The sequence below is a fragment of the Alkanindiges illinoisensis DSM 15370 genome (genome assembly GCF_000619845.1).
In the GTDB taxonomy this organism is placed as follows: domain Bacteria; phylum Pseudomonadota; class Gammaproteobacteria; order Pseudomonadales; family Moraxellaceae; genus Alkanindiges; species Alkanindiges illinoisensis.
Genome location: NZ_JHUX01000004.1, coordinates 204924 through 226667, shown reverse-complemented (window position 1 = coordinate 226667; position 21744 = coordinate 204924). Strand labels below are relative to the sequence as shown.

The window sequence follows — 21744 nt, the reverse complement described above, 5'->3', positions numbered from 1 at the left end:
CTATGCTGAGCAGCAAGGCTATGCCCGCTATTATGCCATGGGTGATTGGAAACTGGAAAATGAATCCAGAGACCTCAGTGGCACAACAACAATTAACCCAACAATTAATTGAGCACATTGCAGAACATTTGGCTTCTGGCACAGAGCTACTCAACGTGAATCTGGCTGTTGCGCCGACCCTATTGCATCTTTTAATGGTTCAGCAGCAAACGCAGCAGGCTAACAGTCCTATTCAGGTGATCGCTCAGGATGTTTCCCGCTTTGCTGGTACGGGCGCCTATACAGGTGATGTATCGGCACAGTTGCTGGCAAATGCTGGTATAAATATGACCTTAATTGGCCATTCAGAACGCCGCAGTCTATATGGCGAAGATGCCACTGTTTTGCGGGAAAAATTACAAGCAGCAATCAGTGCCGGGTTAAAGGTGGTTTTTTGCGTGGGTGAAACCCTGACCGAGCGTGAAGCTGGACACGCTGAGCAAGTGGTGCTTCATCAGCTTGATGAGGTTTTTGATTGCATTGCCTTGCAGCACTGGCAGCAAAATCTGATGGTGGCTTATGAACCGGTATGGGCAATTGGCACGGGTAAAACCGCTAGCCCGCAAGATGCCGAAAGTATGCATGCGGCCATCCGTGCAGGCCTAAAAAACTATCATTCATCACTTGTTGATCTGCCCATACTTTACGGCGGCAGTGTAAAGCCTGATAATGCCGCATCTTTGGCCGCCTGTGCTAACATTAATGGGGCACTGGTTGGTGGTGCATCGCTGGATGCCGATTCATTTATTAAAATTGCCCGGGCTTTTAGCCAAGACCGCAAGGCCGGGTAGGAGAACGCAGTGGAAACGCTTGTACTGGTGGTTCATATTCTGGTTGCACTGGCCATGATCGGCCTGATCCTGATTCAGCAGGGTAAAGGTGCTGAAGCAGGCGCATCATTTGGTGGCGGTGGGGCAGCTACAGTATTTGGTGCCTCTGGTGGTGCCAATTTTTTAACCCGGGCAACCGGCGTACTGGTGGCTATCTTCTTTGTTACCAGCATAGCACTGGCCATTTTTGCCAAACATAATGTGTCACGCTTATATGAGCTACCAGGAAGCCAGACTGCGCCAGCACCAACACTGCCGACTGATTCTGCCAAGCCGGTGGTTGAAAGTTCATCAATTAATGCAGCAGGGTCGCAAACCCCTACAAATTAAGCTTCCTTTTTTTTAAGAGGTCGCATAGAATGGCTGCCTTGTTGCGGGGGTGGTGGAATTGGTAGACACGCTACCTTGAGGTGGTAGTGCCTAACGGCGTGAGAGTTCGAGTCTCTTCCCTCGTACCATGTATTTGATTGATTTAAATCAATATATGGGCAACAGTAAGGTGTGCGCTTGCGATGGTTAGTTGAAATTAACCATTGACAAAAGCGAAGGCTGGTATATAATACCTGCCTGTTGATGCGGGATGGAGCAGTCTGGTAGCTCGTCGGGCTCATAACCCGAAGGTCGTTGGTTCAAATCCAGCTCCCGCTACCATATTTAGAAAAGGCTCACATGGTTGAGCCTTTTTGTTCAGTACTATAAATATGTTTGGGTATTAAACAATCAGGTTTATAGGTATTGATAAAGTGGGCGATATCGCCCATTTTTTATTTGTCATGTAGCCTAATGGTGATGGATAAGCGAAACATCAATTGCTGCCGCGCCCTGAAAATTTCCTAAACTCAGGTGTGGCGCAGGTGCGCTTGCATCAACTTCTGATGACCCATCAAGTTCCCAACTATCTGTTTTAAAGAAGATAAATGAAGTTTTCTGCAAAAACTCAAGCCTTGTATGACCTGATAGCTCCTGCTGTAGCCGCCTGTGGTGTTGAGCTATGGGGCATTGAATTCCTGCCACAGGGTAAACGCTCGCTGTTACGTATTTATATTGATAAGCCGGAAAATCAGGACGACACTACAGCCGCTGATCAGCTGGTTGTTAGTACGGATGCGTCTGCTTCCAATGCTGATGAAACAGATGAGGATGCTGGCCGCGGTATTGGTGTTCAGGACTGCGTACAGGTTACCCATCAGGTTAGTGGTGTGCTGGACGTGCATGATCCGATTTCTGGTGAATATGCGCTTGAAGTGTCTTCACCGGGCTGGGATCGTCCGTTCTTTAGTCTCACGCAAATGCAGGCATATGTAGGGCAGAAAATTGCACTGCGCTTAATTTCTGCTGTTGCCAACCGTCGCAAAATGACAGCTACCCTGCTAGAGCTTAATGAACAGCAGATTGTGGTGGAAGTTGAAGGCCAGCGCTTAACCATTGATGGCGACAATATTGATAAAGCCAATCTGGTGTATGAGGATTAATCAGCCACAATTCATGTGAATGACGTAAGCCGCCTTTAGGATGAGCATAAAGCAAACTGATTTATAACAGGTTTAATTGATTAGAAGGTGACATCATGAGTCGCGAAATTCTTACCGTTGTTGAAACGGTTAGTAATGAAAAGGGTGTACCCCGCGAAGCAATTTTTCAGGCGCTGGAACAAGCGCTGGTGGCGGCAACCAAAAAGAAATTTTATGAAGGTACAGTGGACGAAGAAGCGCAATTGCGTGTTGCCATTGACCGTAAAACTGGTGATTACGAAACTTTCCGCCAGTGGGAAGTGGTAGCAGATGAAGATCACGAAATGCCAGCGTGTCAGGATGCGATTAGCGATCTGGACCAGAATGAATGGAAAATCGGTGACATTCGTGAACAGCAGGTTCAGTCCATTGACTTTGGCCGCATTGCTGCACAGATTGCCAAGCAGGTGATTGTCCAGAAAATCCGTGAAGCCGAACGTGCCATGGTGGCGGATCAGTATGCATCGCGTGTTGGTGAGCTGATTTATGGTGAAGTGAAAAAGCAAACCAAAGATGGCTTTATCATTGATCTGGGTGACAATGCCGAAGGCTACCTGGCCCGTGAGGAAATGCTGCCAAAAGAATTGTTGCGTCCCAAGCAGCGTATCAATGCCATTTTATATAATGTAAATCGCGAAGGCCGTGGTGCCCAGTTGTTGCTGTCACGTGCACGTCCGGAAATGCTGATTGCGCTAATGCGTAAAGAAGTGCCGGAAATTAGTGAAGAAATTATTGAGGTCAAGACTGCTGCTCGTCAGCCCGGTGTGCGAGCCAAGATTGCTGTTAAGACCAACGATCACCGTATTGATCCGGTGGGTGCGTGTATCGGCATGCGCGGAACCCGTATTCAGGCTGTACAGCAGGAATTAAATGGCGAGCGTATTGATGTGGTGGTGTGGTCTGATGATCCGGCACAGTATATTGCCAGTGCGCTTGAACCCGCTGATGTGTCCAGTATTGTGCTGGATGAAGACGCCAGAAGCGCAGACATCATTTTTGCTACCAGTGACCAGCTGGCTCGTGCCATTGGTTCACAGGGCCAGAATGTCCGCCTTGCTTCCGAGCTGACTGGCTACAAGCTGGACATGATGCTGGAAGATGAATATCGCGAGCGTCAGGCTTCTGAAGCACAGCAATATATTGATATGTTTGTTCAGCGTTTGCAGCTGGATGAAGATCTTGCCACAGCGCTGGTGGACATGGGCTTTACTTCTATTGATGAAGTGGCTTATGTACCGGCAGAGACTTTTGACGAGATTGAACTGGATGAAGATACGGTACAGCTTTTGCAAGGCCGTGCCAAGGAAGTGGCCATCGCTGATGCCCTGTTGCAGCAGGAAAGCATTCAGGATCCAAGCGAAGAGCTGCTAAATATGGAAGGCATGACCCGCGAGCTGGCATTTGCGCTGGCTGCACGCGGTGTTGTTACAGTAGATGATTTGGCCGATCAGGCAATAGATGATATTGCCGATATAGAAGGCCTGGATCCCCAAAGGGCTGGTCATTTAATTATGAAAGCCCGTGAATCATGGTTTAATTAGGGGTAGAGCATTATGACGGACAAAACCGTAAAAGAATTGGCAAAAAATGTGGGGCGTCCAGTCGAGAAGCTGCTCGAGCAATTGACAGAAGCTGGCTTGCCCGGCCGCAATGCTGACGCCATTATTTCTGAATCAGAGCAAGAGCAACTAGTCGCACATTTGAAACGTTCTCATGGTCAGGCACCTGCCAACAGTAATATTACCTTAAAGCGTAAAACCACCAGTACAGCCAAAGTTGCCAGTACCAGTGGCAAGGCCAAGACCATTAATGTTGAAGTACGTAAAAAGCATACGTTTGTAAAACCTGATCCGGCAGCACTGGCAGCAGAAGCCAAGGCCAAGTCCGAAGCTGCTGACAAGGCACGTGCGGACATGATTGCGCGTGAGAAAGCAGAAACCCAGTCGCGTGTAGAAGCTGATGCCCGTCAAAAGGCCACACTGGATGCCATGCGCGCAGCACATCAGCCAGGCACGAAAGCTGGTGGCAGTGCCAAAACTGAAGTGGTGGTAAGAAAGCGCAATGGCGATGCTATTGTCAATACGCCTGCGAAAGCACCTGCTAAACCTGAAGGCCGTAAGGCAGAGCCACGTAAGCCTGAAGTTCGTGGCAAGTCGGAAACGCCTGAAGAGAAAAAGGCTCGCGAGATTGAAGAGGCACGCCTGAAAGCAGCCGAAGAAGCAGCACGTCGTGCAGCAGCGGAAGAAGCGCAAAAGCGTACGCTTGAACAAATGCGTCAAATGGCTTCCAAGTACTCCAATGATGACATTAGCATCAAGGTGGTTGAAGACAATACACCTTTAGCTGCTGGTCTGGTTGGCCGTGCTTATGAAGAGTCATTTGACAAAGAAAACCGTGAAATTAAGCGTGGCGGGGCAACTGCCAATCCGCGCGGTGGCAAGACACGTGGCAAGAGCCGTGGTCAGGAAGAACAAAGCTTCCAGCCCAATAAGCGTGGCCTAAAATCAAGCCAGCCGAACAAGCATGGTTTTGAAAAGCCGGTTGAAAAACAGATTTATGATGTACAGATTGGTGAAACCATTGTGGTTGCCGATCTGGCTCAAAAAATGGCTGTGAAGGTACGCGAAGTCATTAAAACCCTGATGAAAATGGGTGAGATGGTCACGCAGGATCAAAGTATTGATCAATCTACCGCATCCCTGGTGGTTGAGGAAATGGGTCATAATCCTGTGCTGGTTAGCGATACCGCCATGGAAGACAACCTGATGGAAGCAGCACGCAAAGAGCGTGGTGCTGAAAAAACCCGTCCGCCAGTTGTCACTATCATGGGTCACGTTGACCACGGTAAAACTTCCCTGCTGGACTATATCCGTCGCTCCAAAGTGGCGGCTGGTGAAGCAGGCGGGATTACCCAGCACATTGGTGCTTACCATGTGGAAACTGACAAAGGCATTATTACGTTCCTTGATACCCCCGGTCACGCGGCATTTACTGCCATGCGTTCACGTGGTGCCAAGGCCACTGATATCGTCGTACTGGTGGTTGCAGCGGACGATGGTGTAATGCCACAAACTGCCGAAGCCATTGACCATGCACGTGCTGCCGGAACGCCAATCATTGTTGCCATCAACAAAATGGACAAAGAAAGTGCTGATCCGGATCGCGTTCTGAATGAACTGACTGCCAAGCAGATCGTGCCTGAAAAATGGGGTGGTGATGTACCGGTAGCGCTGGTATCTGCCCATAGTGGTCAGGGTATTGATGAGCTGCTGGACCTGATTTCCATTCAGGCTGAATTGCTGGAACTGACTGCATCTGATGAAGGTGCAGCGCAGGGTGTAGTGATTGAAGCCCGTGTGGATAAAGGCCGTGGTGCTGTCACTTCCATTCTGGTACAAAAAGGTACGCTGAATGTGGGTGATCTGGTACTGGCGGGTGCATCGTATGGCCGTGTGCGTGCCATGAATGATGAAAACGGCAAGCCAATCAAGACAGCCGGCCCATCCATTCCGGTGGAAATTCTGGGTCTGCCGGAAGCACCGAATGCCGGTGATGAAGTGCTGGTGGTTAGTGACGAGAAAAAAGCCCGTGAAGTGGCGGATTTCCGTGGTGCCCGTGAGCGTCAGAACCGTCTGGAACGTGCCAGCGCCATGCGTCTGGAAAATATCATGGCGTCAATGGGCAAGAAAGATGTCCCAACCGTCAACCTGGTATTGAAAACCGATGTACGCGGTACACTGGAAGCCATTAGTGCAGCCTTAAATGACCTGTCCATTGATGATGTGCATGTTCGCATCATTAGCTCCGGCGTTGGTGCAATTACCGAGTCTGATGTGGCACTGGCGGAATCTTCTGATGCCGTGTTGCTGGGCTTTAATGTCCGTGCCGATGGTGCAGCGCGCATCAAGTGTGATCAGGATGGCGTAGATTTACGTTACTATAGCGTAATTTACGAGATGATTGACGACGTTAAAGCTGCCATGAGTGGCAAACTAGCGCCAGAACATCGTGAAACCATTCTGGGCGTGGCGCAGGTTCGTCAGGTATTCCGTTCCAGCAAGTTTGGTGCAGCAGCAGGCTGTATGGTGATGGAAGGAACGATTTATCGTAACAAGCCAATCCGCGTACTGCGTAATGATGTGGTGGTGTTCCAGGGTGAACTGGAATCTCTGCGTCGCCACAAAGATGATGTGAACGACGTGCGTGCAGGGATTGAATGTGGTCTGGCAGTAAAAGGCTATAACGACATTCAGGAACTGGACAAGATTGAAGTGTACGACGTTCAACAAATTGCACGGAGTCTTTAATGGCGGGTAGCCAACGACTAAAACGCATGGGTGATCAGGTGCAGCGCGAGCTGTCTGACCTGATTCGCTCAGAGTTAAAAGATCCGCGTCTTGGCGGTCTGGTGACTATATCCGGCATCAAGGTAAGCCCGGATATGGGCTATGCCGATGTCTATGTGACAGTGATGGGACGTGAGCTTAGCAATGACCAGAATGCACAGGCACATAAGGATACCCTTGATGTGCTAAATGGGGCTGCTGGCTTTTTACGTCAGGAACTGGGCCGTCGCATTAAGACCCGGATTACCCCACGCTTGCGCTTTCACTATGACAATGTGACGGCGCACGGCAACTACATGATGGATTTGATTGCCAAAGCAGTACGGCCCGATGAGTCGACTGATGAAAGCACAGACAGTTCTGAAGTAAATAATACAGACAAATAATCAGCTATTTTACTTGTTAAAATCTGTATAAAAAAGCCACGGTAATCCGTGGCTTTTTTGCATTTTGCAGGTTTGCATTTCGTTTAGCCTAATGCATAGGCATTAGTGCTCTGTGTCTGATACAGTTGGTGCATGTTCCAAAGTTTGCTGTTTACCCTGATTTCCCTGAATGGCAATCTTGCGTGGCAATTTTTCTTCAGGGATCACCCGACGTAAATCCACCTTGAGCAAACCATCTTCGTAGGCAGCCTGTTGCACTTCAATGTACTCATCCAGCCGTAACGACAATTTAAATGAGCGCTGCGCAATGCCTTTATGCAGGAATGCCACGTCATTATCCTGTGTTTTACTCATGGGCTTACCGGAAATAGTCAACACGCTGTTGTCCAGATTGATGTCCAGTTCATTCTGGGTAAAGCCCGCGGTAGCCACTACAATGCGGTATTCATTATCGCCATGTTTTTCAATATTGTATGGCGGATAATTAGGGGCTTCGCTTTGCATTGCATATTCAAACAAATCGTTAAGGCGATCAAAGCCGATACTACGACGGAATAAAGGGTTTAAGCTTAATGTAGTCATGACAAAAACCTCCTGAATTCATCAGCAAAGTAAGATTAACACAGTTGTTCAATACACCATCAAGACCCGCCAAGCAGCATCCTGATGTTGAAGTGGAGCGGTTCACTTCTAAGAGATAAATAGTTTTTTCCGGCAAATTTTCAAGGCAAAAAATCAAAAAAATTTAAAAATTTTGATGCTGGGAAATTGCATGGCAGCAACCCTGCAAGCACGCGCTGACTTTGCTAGAATGCGCGCTGATCTTTGCCTGAAAATTGTTTATCCATGAATCAGCCTCGCCAGAAAATCCAGCGCCGACCCGTTAATGGAATTATTTTACTCAACAAACCGCTGGGTATTAGCTCCAATGCCGCCTTGCAAAAAGTCCGCTGGATTTTTAGGGCAGAAAAAGGCGGCCACACTGGGGCGCTAGACCCGTTAGCCACGGGCTTGTTGCCAATTTGCCTGGGTGAGGCCACCAAGTTTTCGCATTACCTGCTGGATGCCGACAAGACCTACCAAACCACCATTCAACTGGGTGCAACCACCACTACAGCCGATGCAGAGGGCGAGGTGGTTGAGGAGTTTGCCATTCCCGCCTTGTCAGAAGCTTTAATTGAGCAGGCATTATCAGGTTTGCGTGGCAATATTATGCAGGTGCCGCCCATGTATTCTGCCTTAAAAAAGGATGGCAGGCCCTTGTATGAACTGGCACGTGCTGGTATTGAAATTGAGCGGCCAGCACGGCCAGTGACGATTTATCAGTTGGAATTACAAGGGTTTACTGAAAATACAATAGACCTGAAAGTGCGTTGTAGCAAGGGCACCTATATTCGTACCCTAGCTGAAGACATTGGCAAGGCACTGGGTTCGGGTGCCTACGTGAAAACGCTACATCGTACGCAAACCGGGCATTTTGAACTGGATGAAAGTATGACTATTGAGTATCTGGAAAGCCTGACCGAGCAGCAGCGCGATGCCTTGTTGTTGCCCGTGTATGAATCCATTCGTGATTTTCCACGCGTGCAGTTGGATCATGGCGAGGATTTTTATTTTTGCCGTGGACAGGCAGTGATGATTGACAGTATGCCAGTGGGTGAAGCGCTGGTATTTGCGCATGAGCGTTTTTTAGGGCTAGGCGTAGTGAATGACGAGCGACAGTTACAGCCAAAACGGGTGGTCAATCTTTAACTTTTTATTCAATAGATTGCGTTGAAAATTGCGTATAAAAAAAGGCTAAAACAGAAAAGTGACTGTTTTAGCCGGTGCAACTGCACACCAAACCTAGATTGGAATGGAATTTAGCGTAGGATTAGGAACTCTGATTTTTACTGAGGTATTCATTGGCCTTATAAATGAATACGGGCGCGCCACCAACTGTGGGTAACAGGTCTGAATAAGGCAGTGATTTGCCAATTTTCAATAAAAACGGGGCATTGTCACCAATCTTGCCAGCACTGGTCATGCTTAAAAAAGTTTGCTGATTGGCAAGGGGGCTAAACTGCATTTGCCCCTGCATGTATTCAATATCGCCACCGTTGGCCTGATAATACAGCCGGTTTTGCGGCTCATTGTAATAGCGCAGGTTAATCTTGAATGGAATGGCTATTACGCCAAGGCCTACTTTAACCGTTACTGCAGCTTCGGTAATCTGTTTGCCTAAGGGTTTGAGTTCAACCTTGCTGACCTGACTAAACATATTTTTAAAATTGGCAGGTGAGCCCAATACCTGCGTACTGCGGGCCGCAGGTGCGCGTAGTGTGGCATAGGTGCTGACAAACTGCAGCGGCTCTGCGCGGTTGCTGTAAGGCATATTGACCGGACGGTGAATGAACATGACCGGATTGCCAGAACGGGCATTCAGTTGTTGTACCAGCTGGATTTCATCCTGTTGCAGCTTTTTGTATGGAAGCTGGCGTGGCCCCTGGGTTGGCAGCTTGCCATCTGGAGCAAACTTGCGCTTGAGCGTTTCCAGTACAAACGTATCCACACTTTGCGGAATACCCTGTTTGACTTCGGGAATGGCTTTTAGGATGGTGCTCACCAGAAAGCCTTTGGGTTTATCCAGATCACCCCACTGGGTTAGGGTCACCAGCGTGTGGGTGCTATCAACCGGAAACCATTCAAACTTGCCCATGCCATACTGGATGGGGGAATCCACAATCAGGGTTTGAATGCTGTTGCCACTCACCTGATGCTGCATGACCACGTCTTCATTAAAGCTGAGTACCGGAATGGGCACAGGCACATGAATGCGGTATTTCATTTGCGTGATGTTGCCTGATTGTTCAAGCAGTGTGGCTTTGGTTAGGGTGGGAAACAGCCCCGCATAACCGGAATACTGGGCCAGGAGTTGTTTTACCTGTTCTGGCTTGGCAGGCACAATGATGGCTGCAGAGCTAAAGCGGGCATTGTTATAACGCAGCAGGCCTTTTTTACTGGGAACGGTTAATGCCTGGGCCGGATGGCTATAGACCATGATGTCATTGTCTACCAGTCGGGCCAGCTGAGCCGCATTACCGCCAAATGGTTTTGTGGCGGAAGGCACATTGTCCTGCCAGTTAATAATGGCGGCCTGACTAGCTGTGCAGGTAAAGGTCATACTACTGACCAGCATGCCTAAACCAATCGCTGGTGAGGCTTTTTTTATCATCGTGCTCATGTGATATCCTAATCAACGTGATCCATAGGTTGTTATTCTAGAGCAATATCGTGCAGAAAAACGGCAGAATTGTGCTAAAATCCGTTCATATTTGTTTGACTGCTTTGTTACGCATGCGTTGTCATCCTTTGTGGCAGCCTACGCCACCCTGAATTCTAAAAACCAAAAGTTTTAACTGTCTGCCTGAAGCAGGCTTTTGCTGGTTTGTCCTTATTTTTTAATAGCCTGAATCTGCTTCACTGGCCTATACCGGTTATAGAGTATTGGTCACAGCGTTTAGACAGCGTATTCAGGTGCTAGATTTACCGAGTGTTTATATGTTTGCTTCCGTTCAACAGCAATGGTTTTCCAATATTCGTGCTGATGTGCTGTCCGGTATGGTGGTGGCGCTGGCGCTGATTCCAGAAGCCATTGCTTTTTCCATTATTGCCGGGGTTGATCCCAAAATTGGCTTATATGCCTCGTTCTCCATGGCAGTGGTCATTTCTTTTTTTGGTGGCCGCCCTGCGATGATTTCAGCAGCCACCGGGGCAATGGCGCTACTGATGGTAACACTGGTGAAGGAGCATGGCTTGCAATACCTGCTGGCTGCCACTTTGCTCACTGGTGCTATTCAGGTGCTGGCAGGATTCCTGAAACTGGGTTCACTGATGCGTTTTGTGTCGCGCTCGGTGGTGGTGGGCTTTGTCAATGCGCTGGCTATCCTGATTTTTATGGCGCAATTGCCGCATCTGGTTCATGTTACTTGGCATGTTTATGCCTTAACTGCTGCAGGCTTGGGCATCATTTACCTGTTTCCCTACATTCCCAAAATTGGCCGTATCATTCCCTCCCCACTGGTGTGTATTCTGGCCATTACTGCCTTTACAGTGCTGATGGGCTGGCAGGTCAGTACCGTCGGTGACATGGGCGAATTGCCGGATACATTGCCCATATTTTTGTGGCCACAAGTGCCGTTGAATCTGGAAACCCTGCAAATTATTTTACCGTATGCGCTGGGGCTGGCCGCGGTAGGCCTGCTGGAATCACTAATGACGGCTACCATTGTGGATGACATGACTGATACCACGAGTGATAAAAACCGTGAATGCAAAGGGCAGGGCGTTGCCAATATTGCCACTGGCCTGCTGGGTGGCATGGCTGGTTGTGCCATGATTGGCCAGTCGGTAATTAATGTTAAATCCGGTGGGCGCACGCGCTTATCTACTTTTCTGGCAGGTTTATTGCTGTTAATCATGGTGGTCTTTCTCAGTGACTGGATCAGGATGATTCCCATGGCGGCGCTGGTGGCGGTGATGATCATGGTGTCCATTAGCACCTTTAACTGGCAATCAGTAACCCGCATTCGCCAGTATCCATTATCCAGCAATATTGTCATGCTGGTGACTGTCGCTGTGGTGGTGGCAACCCATAATCTGGCGCTGGGCGTGTTTTGTGGCGTGTTGCTGGCCTCGGTATTTTTTGCCAACAAGATTGGTCATTTTATGGCGGTCAGTAGTCAATGGGATGAAACGACCCAGTGTCGCACCTATACCGTGACCGGACAGGTATTTTTTGCCTCAAGCCATGCGTTTATCCAGTCTTTTGATTTTAGTGAAAACGTACCCCGTATTATTATTGATGTGCAGCAGGCGCACTTCTGGGATGTCACTGCCGTAGCAGCACTGGATAAAGTGGTGTTCAAGTTGCGCAAGCAGGGCAGCGTGGTTGAGGTGATTGGCCTTAATGCGGCCAGTGCCACAATTGTTGATCGTTTTGGTGAACATCACAAAACCAGCAAGGTGGATGATGTGGTTTTGCATTAGGGAGGCATTAAACCGCATTAAGACTGGGTTAAGCCTGTTGCCGTAGAGTAGTAGAAAATACTGCTGTGATGCGTTTGGTTATTTGTTTTATTATCAAATGATTAGTGCCTTCCACCAAGTTTATGCCATGCTTGAGGCAGAATTTGAAATGCAGTTGTTAAAAATGGTCAAAAAATTATGTCTGTAGCAGAAAGTCCGCTTGTTTCCCTGCGCTATACCCTAAGTTTGCCAGAAGCGCAGGATGGATTTCGTTTGGCCACCCGGCAGCGTAAGGGCAAAATACACATGGTGATGACTTTGGCCTGTGCCTTGATTATTGCATGGGGTGTTTGGCTAGGATTTGATGACAAGGGCCGTTATTTTGTCATTCTGGGTGCATTTTTCTTTTTATCACAGGCAACCCTGCAATATGGTGTGATGCCTTGGCTATTTAAGCGCCAGTATCACAAGCATCAGGTTGCGCATGTGGTGCAGGGTATTGATATTTATGCCAGCAATGCACATTCAACTCAGAAAACTACCAGCAATGAATCTGGAGGTCATGAATCTGGGGGTAAAGTCACGCTGTATCATGGCATAGCCGACAAGCAGGACAAGCAAAATTTTGCGTTGTCTGAAGTCAGTAGCCTGCGCAAAGGCCAGCTTTGTTATGTGCTGGTGTTTGAATCCGGCATGATGTGCATGATACCGCGCCGTAGTGTCGAGCAGACCACCACTACCGCTGTATTTGAACAGATGTTATTAAAACACTCAGGGAGCAAATCGTATGACAACACTTCAGCCAGATAACCAGCAACCGGACAATGGCACACAATTACCAGCACAGGCCATTGCGGCCCTAAGCCGTGGCCGCAAGATTGAAGCCATCAAGATTGTGCGCAAGCAAACCGGCCTTGGCCTGAAAGACAGCAAGGAATTGATTGAGGCCTATGAACAGCAGCATCCACAGTCCGTTGCAGCCACACCTGCCGGGATTACGGCCAGTAAAAGCCGTTATAGTATGACAGTGGGTATACTGGTTTTGTTGCTGGTCGCCTTGATGCTGGCACTGATGTTTTTCTAAATATGAATTTTTTGGCAATTTCCTGTTCATATGGCGCATAGCCGACTACACTCAAACTGTTTTAAGCCGCAGGACACTGTGATGAATCCGCTAAATACCCTGTCAAATTCCCAACGACCCAGCAAGATTGTGTGCGTTGGGCGTAATTATGCCGAACATGCCCGTGAATTGGGCAATGAGGTGCCGGAAACGCCAGTGCTGTTTTTAAAACCGCCCAGCAGTGTGACCGGGCTGGAGCAGGGTATTACCTGGAACAAGGAGCTGGGGGAATGTCATTTTGAATGTGAGTTGTCTATCCGGATTGGCCAGCCTTTAAAAAATGCAACTATTGAACAGGCACAGGCTGCCATTGCTGGTGTTACATTAGGTTTGGATTTAACCCTGCGCGACCTGCAAAACCAGCTTAAGACCAAAGGCCAGCCTTGGGAACGTGCCAAGGCATTTGATGGTGCCTGTGTGCTGGGGCAGTGGCTGGCACCCGATATGCTGTGTGACCTTGGCAAAACCACCTTTGAGCTGAGCGTCAATGATGAGGTGCGCCAGCAAGGCAACACTGCTGACATGCTGTTTGGCGTGGTGGATCTGCTGGTGGATATCAGTCAGGTATTTACCCTTGAAACTGGTGATGTAGTAATGACCGGAACACCGGCCGGTGTGGCAGCATTAACATCCGGCGATCAGCTTAAAATGACCCTGCATACGGTGCTGGGTGGCGTAACGTGGCAAACTTTTGTGGCCTAATTGCGTGGTTTAATACTGATCGTTCGTTGAATCAGCCAGGCGCTGTGCTGATTCAACTATGCAGGTTATACATCCACTTTGTAGTTCAGGCTTAATTCATCGCCGCATTGCCCGCGAATGCCCCAGTGGTGCCGTGGCGTTTCAGTAATGGTAATTTCTATATCCTGCGGTGCAATCCCGCATTGCTGCTCAATGTTGGCAAACAATTGCTGAATAAATGCTTTTTTACTGGCAGTACTGCGGCCTTCAAACATGGAAATTTCAAGGATAGTATATTGCTCGCTGCGGTCAGCCGGAAAAATAAAATCTTCGGGTGCCAAAGCAATAAAGCGCTGAAATTTCTTTTCAACCGGATAGTTTAATGCACTTACCAGTGCAGTATGAATTGCTGTAGACAACGCCTGCCGATGTTGGGTAATGGTGTTTGCCAAAGCATAAATCTTGATCTGGGCCATATGGTTATTCACTTTCTCTGTCGTTATTAATCATTGCTGAGTATTAATTGTTGGGATATTTTTCTTAAATTTTCTTTTAATATAAGCGTTTAAATAGATTATTGCACAAAGGGTTTATACCAGTGCAGGCTGTCGATAGTAACGCCAGATGGCCGATATTCAGCCCCGGTATAGCCAAAATAACTGGAGTTCTGGATAAACTCAAAAATGGCACTAAAGTTGATTTCACCCGTGCCCGGTTCGTGGCGGTTGGGATAATCGGCAAACTGGATATGCCCAATGTGATACATATTTTCCTGCAGGCTTTGCAGAATAGGTTCATGCATCATGGCCAGATGATAGCAATCAAACTGGATTTTAAGGGCTGGGTGGTTCACCGCTTCCAGCATTTCCTGTGCCTGCGCCACGGTCTGGATTAAAAAACGCGGCATATCAATGCCATTAATAATTTCAAAAACTGGTGTAATACCCACTTTACTCATTTCATTGCAGGCAAAACGCAGGTTTTTGGCCATGGTTTCTAGGCAGGGCAGCAAATCGGCATGTACCGACTGGCGACCAGCCAGAATATTCACACAAGGCACATTCAGCGCCGTGGCATAACGAATAGCCTGAAACACCGCCTGCCGGAATTCGTGCTCACGGCCCGGTACACAGGCTAGCCCGTCACCGCCTAGCATCAGGTCACCTGCGGGTACATTGATGAGCACCAGTTGCTGCTGATGCTGCTGCAATTGCTGGTTTAGTTCATCAATCGCCAGCTCATAGGGAAACTGGATTTCCACTGCATCAAACCCGTGCTGCTTGGCCAGTGCAAACCGCTCAATGAGGGGCACTTCGGTAAACAGCAGGGATAAATTGGCAGAAAAATGCAGCATGGATTAAAACCTGTTCAGGAACCTGTACACGAATCTTTAAAAATCAATAGTTCAGTATCAATGCAACCAAACTCAGTGCTGCCGTAATCAAGACGAAGGGTTATGCAGCAAAATGATACTGGATAAATCATCTTCACTATGCCCGTCTTGCTGGTGTTTTTCAAGCCGCGATAACGCCGTCGCTGCTACCGGAATGTCTAACTGATGATGACGTGCCAGTTTGATTGCATTATTTAAATCTTTGGCAAGCGTTTGAACTTTCCATTGTATGGGGGTAAATGAATATGTTGCCATGCGCGGTGCTAAAATCTGCAAGGGTTTGGAGTCCGCAAATCCACCTGCCAGTGCAGGCGCCAGCAGGGTGGTATCCACACCAGCGCGTCTGGCCAGCTCAACTGCTTCACTAATCAGTGTGCTGCTGGCTGCGACAATTAATTGGTTACAAATTTTGGTGGCCTGACCCGTGCCATTTAATCCCATATACGTGACACGTTGCGATAACGGTGCAAATACAGGTTGCATGGTTTCCACCGTTTGCTGGTCACCCCCAGCAAAAATAACCAACGTACCAGTTTCAGCGCCCATCACGCCACCCGATACCGGTGCATCAATCCAGAACACGTTTTTGCTGGCCACCTGACTGGCAAGTTGTTGGGTCATTTCAACAGACAGGCTGGAAAAATCAATAATCACCTGTCCACTGCGCAGGTTTGGTAGCAACTGCTGGACAACGCTATGAACCGCGTGGTCATCGGCTAGGCACAGTATGATGAGGTCTGCTGTACTGGCTTGATCAAATGAAAATGCTTTGGCCCCTGCTTGTAGTAAGGGTTCGCAGACAGCAAGCGTCCGGTTCCAGACGGCAACCTGAAAACCTGCATCTAGCAGGCGCTTAGCCATGCGCGTGCCCATCAGTCCCATGCCGAGGAAAGCGATTTTTGATTTTTTGATAGTGGTGGTCATGGAGTAACAAGTTGCTATAAATTTTTAGGCTTAATTGTATCGGTTAAAATGTGTAAAAACAAAAAATAGTACGGCCACCTAGAGTTTTTAGAATAGATCAGAAAATATCTTTCAATGGATACGTTCAATATTTTGCTAATATTAAAAATTACTGGCTTACAATCTAGTTTTACCTTGATGAATTGCTAAAACTCTTTTTATATCCGCTTGAAGATAAAATATGTATTTAAATGCACTGTATGCAATAGTTGATTCTGAATATTGGTCTTTGGAAGAGTTACAGGGTTGGGCTGATACCATTATCGCTCAGGTTAAATCGCCAAAGCCCTGGCTGATTTCATTAAGTTTAAGCCAGTCATTCGCTGAAGCGATATCAGCAATTGTTAAGGAGCTATCAGGCGTGGGTGCTTATGACTCTGAACTGGTTATTAGTTTCTTTTATTTAAAATACTTAAAAAATCCATGTTTAAAAGAAGATATTCATCAATTAATTTTTCGGATTTACGATGCGCGTTTTGAACTTGAAGAACATGAGTTAGAAACCGAAAAAAATAAAGTGTATGCGTCTTGGAGTCAAAAAGAACTGGATTATCTTGCTTCTCCAGAGCTTGTTTTAAGGGAGTTAGATAGTTTAAGTTATTAAAAATAAGTTTTTGATTCAAAAAATATTAATCTTGCCAAGAAAACAAGGATTAAGTTTTTACTTAACCCTTGCAGTATTTTCAAGCTAACTAGCCAAACTGCCGAGGCTTAAAACTTACTTCTGGCTTTTTATTATTAAGGCGGATGATTTTGCTATAGAGGTATTTAGAGGTAGATTACCTAATATTATGAAAAGCCGTGGTGTTGGAGGTGGCTGGTAATGCGCTATTTGTATAGTTTACTATTTATACCAGTGTTAGTGGCATGCTATGGTAGGGTTGATTTGCTTGTTTCGGGTAATGCCAATACAGGAATTGTATTTGAGCTATCTAAAAGTGATGCCAAAAAGCTCGATAATGTTTTTAGATTTTACGTAATGGATAATAGTGCTGTTCCTGATGGTGCGTTGAAAGAAACAGTATGGGAGATTGAGATAAGTAGGGAAAGAAGCTGGTTTAATTTTAAAAATGATTACACCTATAAATGGACTTATGGCATTAAACCAAGCGGATTTAATGAGATTGTAAAACCCAAGCAGCTACAGTTAAATACTCAATATCTTTATTCGATTGATGGTGGCGCAGGCTATCATGGTGTAGGTTGTTTTTATTTAAATGAGAACAAAATGGTTATAGATAGTAAGAGCTGTTGAATCTGGTGATGTTCAGAACTCTGGTCTTATGGTTCCTATAGACATCACTGTGCATTGCTGGGCAGTATTTCGATTAGCAAAGTGGCTTGTATTACAGCCACAATCGCTACTATAACCCTGAGCAACGAATAGCAAAGCACTGTTTTGCCGCTCTGCAACGGGTCGTTATATGAAGCCTGATCCTGAGTAAGTTTAAAGCTACTTCGCTATGTTTGTCTTGTGGTATATATGCTCATTCAAACGCAGAGCAAGGTTATACGGTGCTAGACTATTAGCCCAACACCTCATGACAGACTACCCAAACTGCCTTGGCTTAAAATTCATTTCGGGCTTTTTATCCTTAAGCCGGGCAATCTTACTGTTCTGGCCCAAAATCAGCTTAAACTGCCACAGCTTTTCAAGGCGTAATGCACGTTTTGGCGCATGTGCCATGGCATCTAGTACGCGCTTGCCGGCCAGCAGGGCATCAGGAGAGCGCTGAATCAGTTCTTCGGCCAGTTGCATGGCTTGTGCCACCGGGTCTGCATTTAAGTGTGTCACCAAACCAATTTGCTTGGCATAGTTGCCATCAAAAATACGTCCGGTCAGGGTGAGTTCCTTGGCCAGATCCAGTGGAATAATATCCTTGATAGAACGGGTCAGACCCATATCCGGCACTAGGCCCCAGCGGCTTTCCATAATGGATAGCTTGCAGTCCGGATGGCAAATGCGGATATCTGCGCCCAGCGCCAGTTGCATGCCAGCGCCCAGACAATGACCATGCAGGGCAGCAATCACCGGCACGGGTAGGGTTTGCCAGATCAGGTTGGCCTTTTGAAAAATGCTCTGTCCAGGCTTCAACAACTCCCATCCGGCATACGCCATATTCTTGGGATTATTCAAATCACTTAAGTCAATCCCGGCGCTAAATGCCTCACCCTGACCCGACAGGATCACTACGCGAATGCTTTTGTCTTTTTTGATTTTTTTGGCAGTGTGCACTAGTTCATGCAGCATGGCAAAGCTCATGGCATTGCGTTTTTCGGGGCGGTTTAACTGGACGTGGGCAATTTCGCCAATCCGGGTCAGGCTTACCAGTGCCATGATTTACCTCATCTGTTGTATTTGGCCTGATCATACGGCCTAACTGCTTTAAAAAGTTGACTATTGGGTCAGTGAACGTTGGATGAATTGCCAATTCAGCCTGGATTCAGGATTTTTTGTGCTTCGCTGTCCAGATCAGTCATGGCCTCCACCAGTTGCTGGTAATACATCTCGACATCTTCGATAAAGCTGTCATTGATGGTTGCACCGGATTTGCGCTGATCTGCCAGCAGTTTCTCAAAAGCGCGACTTAGTGCTTGCAATGTCGGCAAGCCAATATAGCGGGTGGCGCCATACAGGCGGTGAATGCGCTGTTCAAGCTCGGCATAATCCTGTTTGTCCATTAGGGCTTTCAGCAGGGTTTTTTCTTCGGCAAAACTGGATACCAGCATTTGCAATAGCTCAGTGGCAAGGTCGGCTTTACCATTGGACAGCTTGATGCTTTCTGGCCAGTCCAGAATGTGCGACTGCAATTCCTGCTGCATGACACCACTAACCGGCCTGTAAAATTCTTCAGGGGAAAAATCATCCGGATAAAAGTTGCTGCTAGAGGCAGAAATAGTGCTTTCGCCCGATGGAAAAGCTGAATCATGATTTGCTGCTAGATAGCCTGCTGCCAGATAGTCTGGCGTATGGTTTGATTGCTCTGGCTTGTGATGCGAATTGGTCCACTGTTTGAGGATGCGCACTAACTGGTCAATCTGGATGGGCTTGCTGACATAGTCATTCATGCCTGAGGCCAGCAGGTTTTCCTTTTCATCATTTAAGGCATGGGCGGTCAGGGCAATGATGGGTAAAGGCTGGCTGGTGTCCCATTCCTGTTCCAGCAGGCGGATGGCTTGAGTGGCTTCCAGACCGGACATGCGTGGCATTTGAATGTCCATAAATACCAGATCAAATGGGGTACGGCCCTGTTCATGGCGCAGGGTCAGCACTTCAATGGCTTCAATACCGCTATGTGCATTGGTCACTTCTACGCCCAGATCATTAAGCAATGCTTCCAGTACCATCAGGTTGGGCAGATGATCATCTACCGCCAGGATGTGCAAGCCTTGTCCGGAAAATTCCGGCTGGCTGCGGCTAAACAGTTGTTCGTGCTGCAACATGGCAATCAGCGCAGAGCGGCTCATGGGTTCATACAGGGCCACGGCGTCATAGCGCTTGAGAATGTCGGGATCAATCGCCATCTGGTAGCCATACACCGCCAGCGCGCCGTAGTAACGGGTACGGATTTCACGCAATAAGGCTTCGGTATCACCGCCGCTATCAACAATGACCCAGCTATGCGCATGGCGCTGGGCTTCAAACGGAATCAGGCGGCCAAACAGGTCGGGAATGGATTGGGCTTCCTGCTGCTGTGCCTCAAGCTGGCTTAAATAGCCACGCAATACATTGGCACTGGCCGGATGCTGAATGCAGGACAGGATATTCCAGTCATCAAGACTGGGCCACGACATCTCATCGCCAGCTACTTTGCCCAGTTGTACGGTAAACCAGAAAGTGGCGCCCTTGTCGGTGGGATGGCGTTCCTGATTATCCTCAAAGCCAATTTTGCCCTGCATCAGTTGTACTAGTTGCCGTGAAATAGCAAGACCAAGGCCTGTGCCACCATATTGCCGGGTGACGGAAGGATCACCTTGCGAAAAGGATTCAAACAGGCGCTTGCGGTCTGCACCGGACAGGCCAATGCCGCTATCCTGCACCGAGATATGTACCAGATGATGGCCGTCAAGACTGTCTTCCAGCCGTGCCCGCACAATGATGTCACCATCCGGGGTAAACTTGATGGCATTACTCACCAGATTGGTCAGGATTTGCTTAAAGCGCAAGGCGTCGCCATTCACCTGTCTGGGCATGTCTTCATAATAATAGACCGCCATGTCGATTTTTTTCTCACAGGCCAGTGGCGACAGCATGTCAATCACGTCAAACACCGCCTGTTCCAGATCAAATGGCGCCTGTTCCAGCACCAGTTTGCCTGCATCAATCTTGGAAAAATCCAGCACATCGTTTACCAGTGCCAGCAGGTGCGCCGATGATTTTTGAATGGTTTGAATATAAATGGTTTGCTGGTCGGACAGGTTGCCCTTGCGTGCCATCAAATTGACAAAGCCGTCGATACTGTTCAGGGGCGTGCGTAATTCGTGGCTGATATTGGCCAGAAACACGGATTTGGCCTGATTGGCGGTAATGGCCTGATCGCGTGCCTTACGGTAGGTAATGTTCTGGATTTCCAGCGCATCCAGTGTCTTGCGCAAGTCATCTTCGGTTTGTTCAGTGTGCTGGCGCAACTCTTCAAAGCTTTCATGCAGGCGCCGCAATAGGGTCACCAGATCAACCTGCAACAGGCGCAGCTCTCCGGTGCCATTAATTTGAATATCCTGGCCCAGCGTGTCAGCGCTTAGGCGTTGCAGTTGCAGGCGAATTTCATAAATGGGAGAAATCCAGCGCCTTGAATAAAAATTCAGGCACAACAATAGCAACAGCAGCGTCAGCAATCCGGTAACAGCTAGCACCAGCCACACCCGGTAACGCGCCAGTTGTAGTGGTTTGTTGTCCATGTCCACCACCAGCCACACTGGCCCGTCGCTGGTATAACCGGCGCGCAGACCATAGGTGGTGCCAATGTTAGAATGCAGAGGGCCAAAGGTTTCGCGGTGCGCCTCAAACACGGGCCATGCCAGATTGCTGCCATAACCAAACGAGATGCGTGGACGGCCTTCACGGTCAATCATGGCCACGCGCAGCAAATTGGATTCATTCAGCATGTTTTGCAAAATGGAGCGGATTTTTTCATGCTGCTGCGGCTGGTCCAGCAGCAGGTTCAGGCGTTGTGCCGTGGGCTGGTAGCGCGCCAGAATGGCAAATGCCGCATTACGCTGTTCGGCACGCGAGGAGCGCGCGGTTTCTATTAACACCAGACTGGCGCCCACGGATGACAGGATCATAATGGGCAAAAAAATCAGCGCAATCAGTTGCCCATAGGCATTGGTGATGCGTAAACGGTGATACCAGCGCAGGCGTTGTACAGACATGGCGTTAATAGGCTTGGGTTTTGACCGAGTATAAAAGGAAATCCTGCAAATTCACATGCTTTGCAGTGATTCCGACTGTAATCTATCGGCTT

20 protein-coding genes and 2 tRNA genes are annotated in these 21744 nt (G+C 48.0%); 15 read left to right on the top strand and 7 right to left on the bottom strand.

The window, feature by feature from the left end; genetic code table 11:
* Positions 1-20 precede the first annotated feature (20 nt).
* The 8 genes from tpiA (at position 21) to Q337_RS17375 (ending at position 7112) form a co-directional block, all read left to right on the top strand.
* Positions 21-830 carry a triose-phosphate isomerase gene (gene tpiA / locus Q337_RS0109910; RefSeq protein ID WP_034280009.1) on the top strand — a complete coding sequence of 270 codons (810 nt, stop codon included), beginning with the start codon at positions 21-23 and terminating at the stop codon, positions 828-830.
* Positions 831-839: 9 nt separating this feature from the next.
* On the top strand, positions 840-1199 hold the full coding sequence (gene secG / locus Q337_RS17380) for a preprotein translocase subunit SecG (RefSeq protein ID WP_051526772.1): 360 nt from the start codon (positions 840-842) through the stop codon (positions 1197-1199).
* A gap of 43 nt (positions 1200-1242) precedes the next feature.
* Positions 1243-1327 (top strand) — tRNA-Leu (locus Q337_RS0109900).
* Positions 1328-1443: 116 nt separating this feature from the next.
* Positions 1444-1520 (top strand) — tRNA-Met (locus Q337_RS0109895).
* 266 nt (positions 1521-1786) lie between these two features.
* Positions 1787-2341, top strand: coding sequence for a ribosome maturation factor RimP (gene rimP, locus Q337_RS0109890; RefSeq protein ID WP_026471464.1), 555 nt, complete (start codon positions 1787-1789; stop codon positions 2339-2341).
* Between the two features lie 95 nt (positions 2342-2436).
* On the top strand, positions 2437-3921 hold the full coding sequence (gene nusA, locus Q337_RS0109885) for a transcription termination factor NusA (protein WP_026471463.1): 1485 nt from the start codon (positions 2437-2439) through the stop codon (positions 3919-3921).
* A 12-nt stretch (positions 3922-3933) separates the two neighbouring features.
* Positions 3934-6687, top strand: a complete 2754-nt coding sequence (gene infB, locus Q337_RS0109880; RefSeq protein WP_026471462.1) for a translation initiation factor IF-2 — start codon at positions 3934-3936, stop codon at positions 6685-6687.
* Entirely contained in the window at positions 6687-7112 is a 426-nt protein-coding gene (locus tag Q337_RS17375; RefSeq protein ID WP_051526771.1) for a ribosome-binding factor A, read from the top strand. Before infB ends, Q337_RS17375 begins: the two co-directional genes overlap by 1 nt.
* A gap of 102 nt (positions 7113-7214) precedes the next feature.
* Here the strand turns inward: Q337_RS17375 and Q337_RS0109870 are convergent, their stop codons facing one another.
* Positions 7215-7694 (bottom strand): Hsp20 family protein, encoded by a 480-nt coding sequence (locus Q337_RS0109870; protein ID WP_026471461.1) that lies wholly within the window; start codon positions 7692-7694, stop codon positions 7215-7217.
* A 264-nt stretch (positions 7695-7958) separates the two neighbouring features.
* Between Q337_RS0109870 and truB the strand changes: the two genes are divergently transcribed.
* Positions 7959-8864, top strand: coding sequence for a tRNA pseudouridine(55) synthase TruB (truB, locus tag Q337_RS0109865; RefSeq protein WP_026471460.1), 906 nt, complete (start codon positions 7959-7961; stop codon positions 8862-8864).
* Positions 8865-8985: 121 nt separating this feature from the next.
* On the opposite strand, the gene Q337_RS17370 is transcribed toward truB, so the two are convergent.
* Positions 8986-10335, bottom strand: a complete 1350-nt coding sequence (locus Q337_RS17370; RefSeq protein ID WP_051526770.1) for an SRPBCC family protein — start codon at positions 10333-10335, stop codon at positions 8986-8988.
* Between the two features lie 317 nt (positions 10336-10652).
* Here Q337_RS17370 and Q337_RS0109855 point away from each other — a divergent pair, with 317 nt between their 5' ends.
* From Q337_RS0109855 to Q337_RS0109835, 4 genes are all read left to right on the top strand, one after another.
* Entirely contained in the window at positions 10653-12140 is a 1488-nt protein-coding gene (locus Q337_RS0109855) for a SulP family inorganic anion transporter (RefSeq protein ID WP_026471459.1), read from the top strand.
* Between the two features lie 177 nt (positions 12141-12317).
* On the top strand, positions 12318-12929 hold the full coding sequence (locus tag Q337_RS18395) for a hypothetical protein (RefSeq protein ID WP_051526769.1): 612 nt from the start codon (positions 12318-12320) through the stop codon (positions 12927-12929).
* Complete coding sequence (locus tag Q337_RS0109840) at positions 12907-13203, top strand: ribosomal protein L7/L12 (RefSeq protein ID WP_051526768.1); 297 nt, start codon at positions 12907-12909, stop codon at positions 13201-13203. The genes Q337_RS18395 and Q337_RS0109840 overlap by 23 nt, the downstream gene beginning before the upstream one ends.
* Positions 13204-13284: 81 nt before the next feature.
* Positions 13285-13944, top strand: coding sequence for a fumarylacetoacetate hydrolase family protein (locus Q337_RS0109835; RefSeq protein WP_034279862.1), 660 nt, complete (start codon positions 13285-13287; stop codon positions 13942-13944).
* A gap of 65 nt (positions 13945-14009) precedes the next feature.
* Here the strand turns inward: Q337_RS0109835 and Q337_RS0109830 are convergent, their stop codons facing one another.
* The 3 genes from Q337_RS0109830 to Q337_RS0109820 all read right to left on the bottom strand — a co-directional run bounded on the left by Q337_RS0109830 (position 14010) and on the right by Q337_RS0109820 (position 16240).
* A complete protein-coding gene (locus Q337_RS0109830; protein WP_026471456.1) occupies positions 14010-14399 on the bottom strand; it encodes a tautomerase family protein in 390 nt (129 codons plus the stop codon).
* A gap of 98 nt (positions 14400-14497) precedes the next feature.
* Positions 14498-15277, bottom strand: coding sequence for a hydroxypyruvate isomerase family protein (locus tag Q337_RS0109825; RefSeq protein WP_026471455.1), 780 nt, complete (start codon positions 15275-15277; stop codon positions 14498-14500).
* Positions 15278-15364: 87 nt separating this feature from the next.
* Positions 15365-16240, bottom strand: coding sequence for an NAD(P)-dependent oxidoreductase (locus Q337_RS0109820; protein ID WP_026471454.1), 876 nt, complete (start codon positions 16238-16240; stop codon positions 15365-15367).
* Positions 16241-16460: 220 nt separating this feature from the next.
* Here Q337_RS0109820 and Q337_RS0109815 point away from each other — a divergent pair, with 220 nt between their 5' ends.
* On the top strand, positions 16461-16883 hold the full coding sequence (locus Q337_RS0109815) for a hypothetical protein (RefSeq protein ID WP_026471453.1): 423 nt from the start codon (positions 16461-16463) through the stop codon (positions 16881-16883).
* A 219-nt stretch (positions 16884-17102) separates the two neighbouring features.
* Complete coding sequence (locus tag Q337_RS0109810) at positions 17103-17534, top strand: hypothetical protein (protein WP_026471452.1); 432 nt, start codon at positions 17103-17105, stop codon at positions 17532-17534.
* Between the two features lie 294 nt (positions 17535-17828).
* Here Q337_RS0109810 and Q337_RS0109805 read toward each other — a convergent pair whose 3' ends face one another.
* Both Q337_RS0109805 and Q337_RS0109800 read right to left on the bottom strand, forming a co-directional pair.
* On the bottom strand, positions 17829-18617 hold the full coding sequence (locus tag Q337_RS0109805) for a crotonase/enoyl-CoA hydratase family protein (RefSeq protein ID WP_026471451.1): 789 nt from the start codon (positions 18615-18617) through the stop codon (positions 17829-17831).
* Between the two features lie 95 nt (positions 18618-18712).
* Positions 18713-21652, bottom strand: a complete 2940-nt coding sequence (locus Q337_RS0109800) for an ATP-binding protein (RefSeq protein WP_026471450.1) — start codon at positions 21650-21652, stop codon at positions 18713-18715.
* Positions 21653-21744 lie beyond the last annotated feature (92 nt).

Bases quoted from the DNA above. Each gene is read 5' to 3' on its own strand.
- Q337_RS0109815 (WP_026471453.1), top strand. From the start codon at position 16,461: ATGTATTTAAATGCACTGTATGCAATAGTTGATTCTGAATATTGGTCT.
- Q337_RS0109835 (WP_034279862.1), top strand. From the start codon at position 13,285: ATGAATCCGCTAAATACCCTGTCAAATTCCCAACGACCCAGCAAGATT.
- Q337_RS0109825 (WP_026471455.1), bottom strand. From the start codon at position 15,277: ATGCTGCATTTTTCTGCCAATTTATCCCTGCTGTTTACCGAAGTGCCC.
- infB (WP_026471462.1), top strand. From the start codon at position 3,934: ATGACGGACAAAACCGTAAAAGAATTGGCAAAAAATGTGGGGCGTCCA.
- truB (WP_026471460.1), top strand. From the start codon at position 7,959: ATGAATCAGCCTCGCCAGAAAATCCAGCGCCGACCCGTTAATGGAATT.
- Q337_RS0109805 (WP_026471451.1), bottom strand. From the start codon at position 18,617: ATGGCACTGGTAAGCCTGACCCGGATTGGCGAAATTGCCCACGTCCAG.
- Q337_RS0109800 (WP_026471450.1), bottom strand. From the start codon at position 21,652: ATGTCTGTACAACGCCTGCGCTGGTATCACCGTTTACGCATCACCAAT.
- Q337_RS0109830 (WP_026471456.1), bottom strand. From the start codon at position 14,399: ATGGCCCAGATCAAGATTTATGCTTTGGCAAACACCATTACCCAACAT.
- Q337_RS0109820 (WP_026471454.1), bottom strand. From the start codon at position 16,240: ATGACCACCACTATCAAAAAATCAAAAATCGCTTTCCTCGGCATGGGA.
- Q337_RS17370 (WP_051526770.1), bottom strand. From the start codon at position 10,335: ATGAGCACGATGATAAAAAAAGCCTCACCAGCGATTGGTTTAGGCATG.
- Q337_RS0109810 (WP_026471452.1), top strand. From the start codon at position 17,103: ATGCGCTATTTGTATAGTTTACTATTTATACCAGTGTTAGTGGCATGC.
- rimP (WP_026471464.1), top strand. From the start codon at position 1,787: ATGAAGTTTTCTGCAAAAACTCAAGCCTTGTATGACCTGATAGCTCCT.
- Q337_RS0109840 (WP_051526768.1), top strand. From the start codon at position 12,907: ATGACAACACTTCAGCCAGATAACCAGCAACCGGACAATGGCACACAA.
- nusA (WP_026471463.1), top strand. From the start codon at position 2,437: ATGAGTCGCGAAATTCTTACCGTTGTTGAAACGGTTAGTAATGAAAAG.
- Q337_RS0109855 (WP_026471459.1), top strand. From the start codon at position 10,653: ATGTTTGCTTCCGTTCAACAGCAATGGTTTTCCAATATTCGTGCTGAT.
- Q337_RS17375 (WP_051526771.1), top strand. From the start codon at position 6,687: ATGGCGGGTAGCCAACGACTAAAACGCATGGGTGATCAGGTGCAGCGC.
- Q337_RS0109870 (WP_026471461.1), bottom strand. From the start codon at position 7,694: ATGACTACATTAAGCTTAAACCCTTTATTCCGTCGTAGTATCGGCTTT.
- tpiA (WP_034280009.1), top strand. From the start codon at position 21: ATGCCCGCTATTATGCCATGGGTGATTGGAAACTGGAAAATGAATCCA.
- Q337_RS18395 (WP_051526769.1), top strand. From the start codon at position 12,318: ATGTCTGTAGCAGAAAGTCCGCTTGTTTCCCTGCGCTATACCCTAAGT.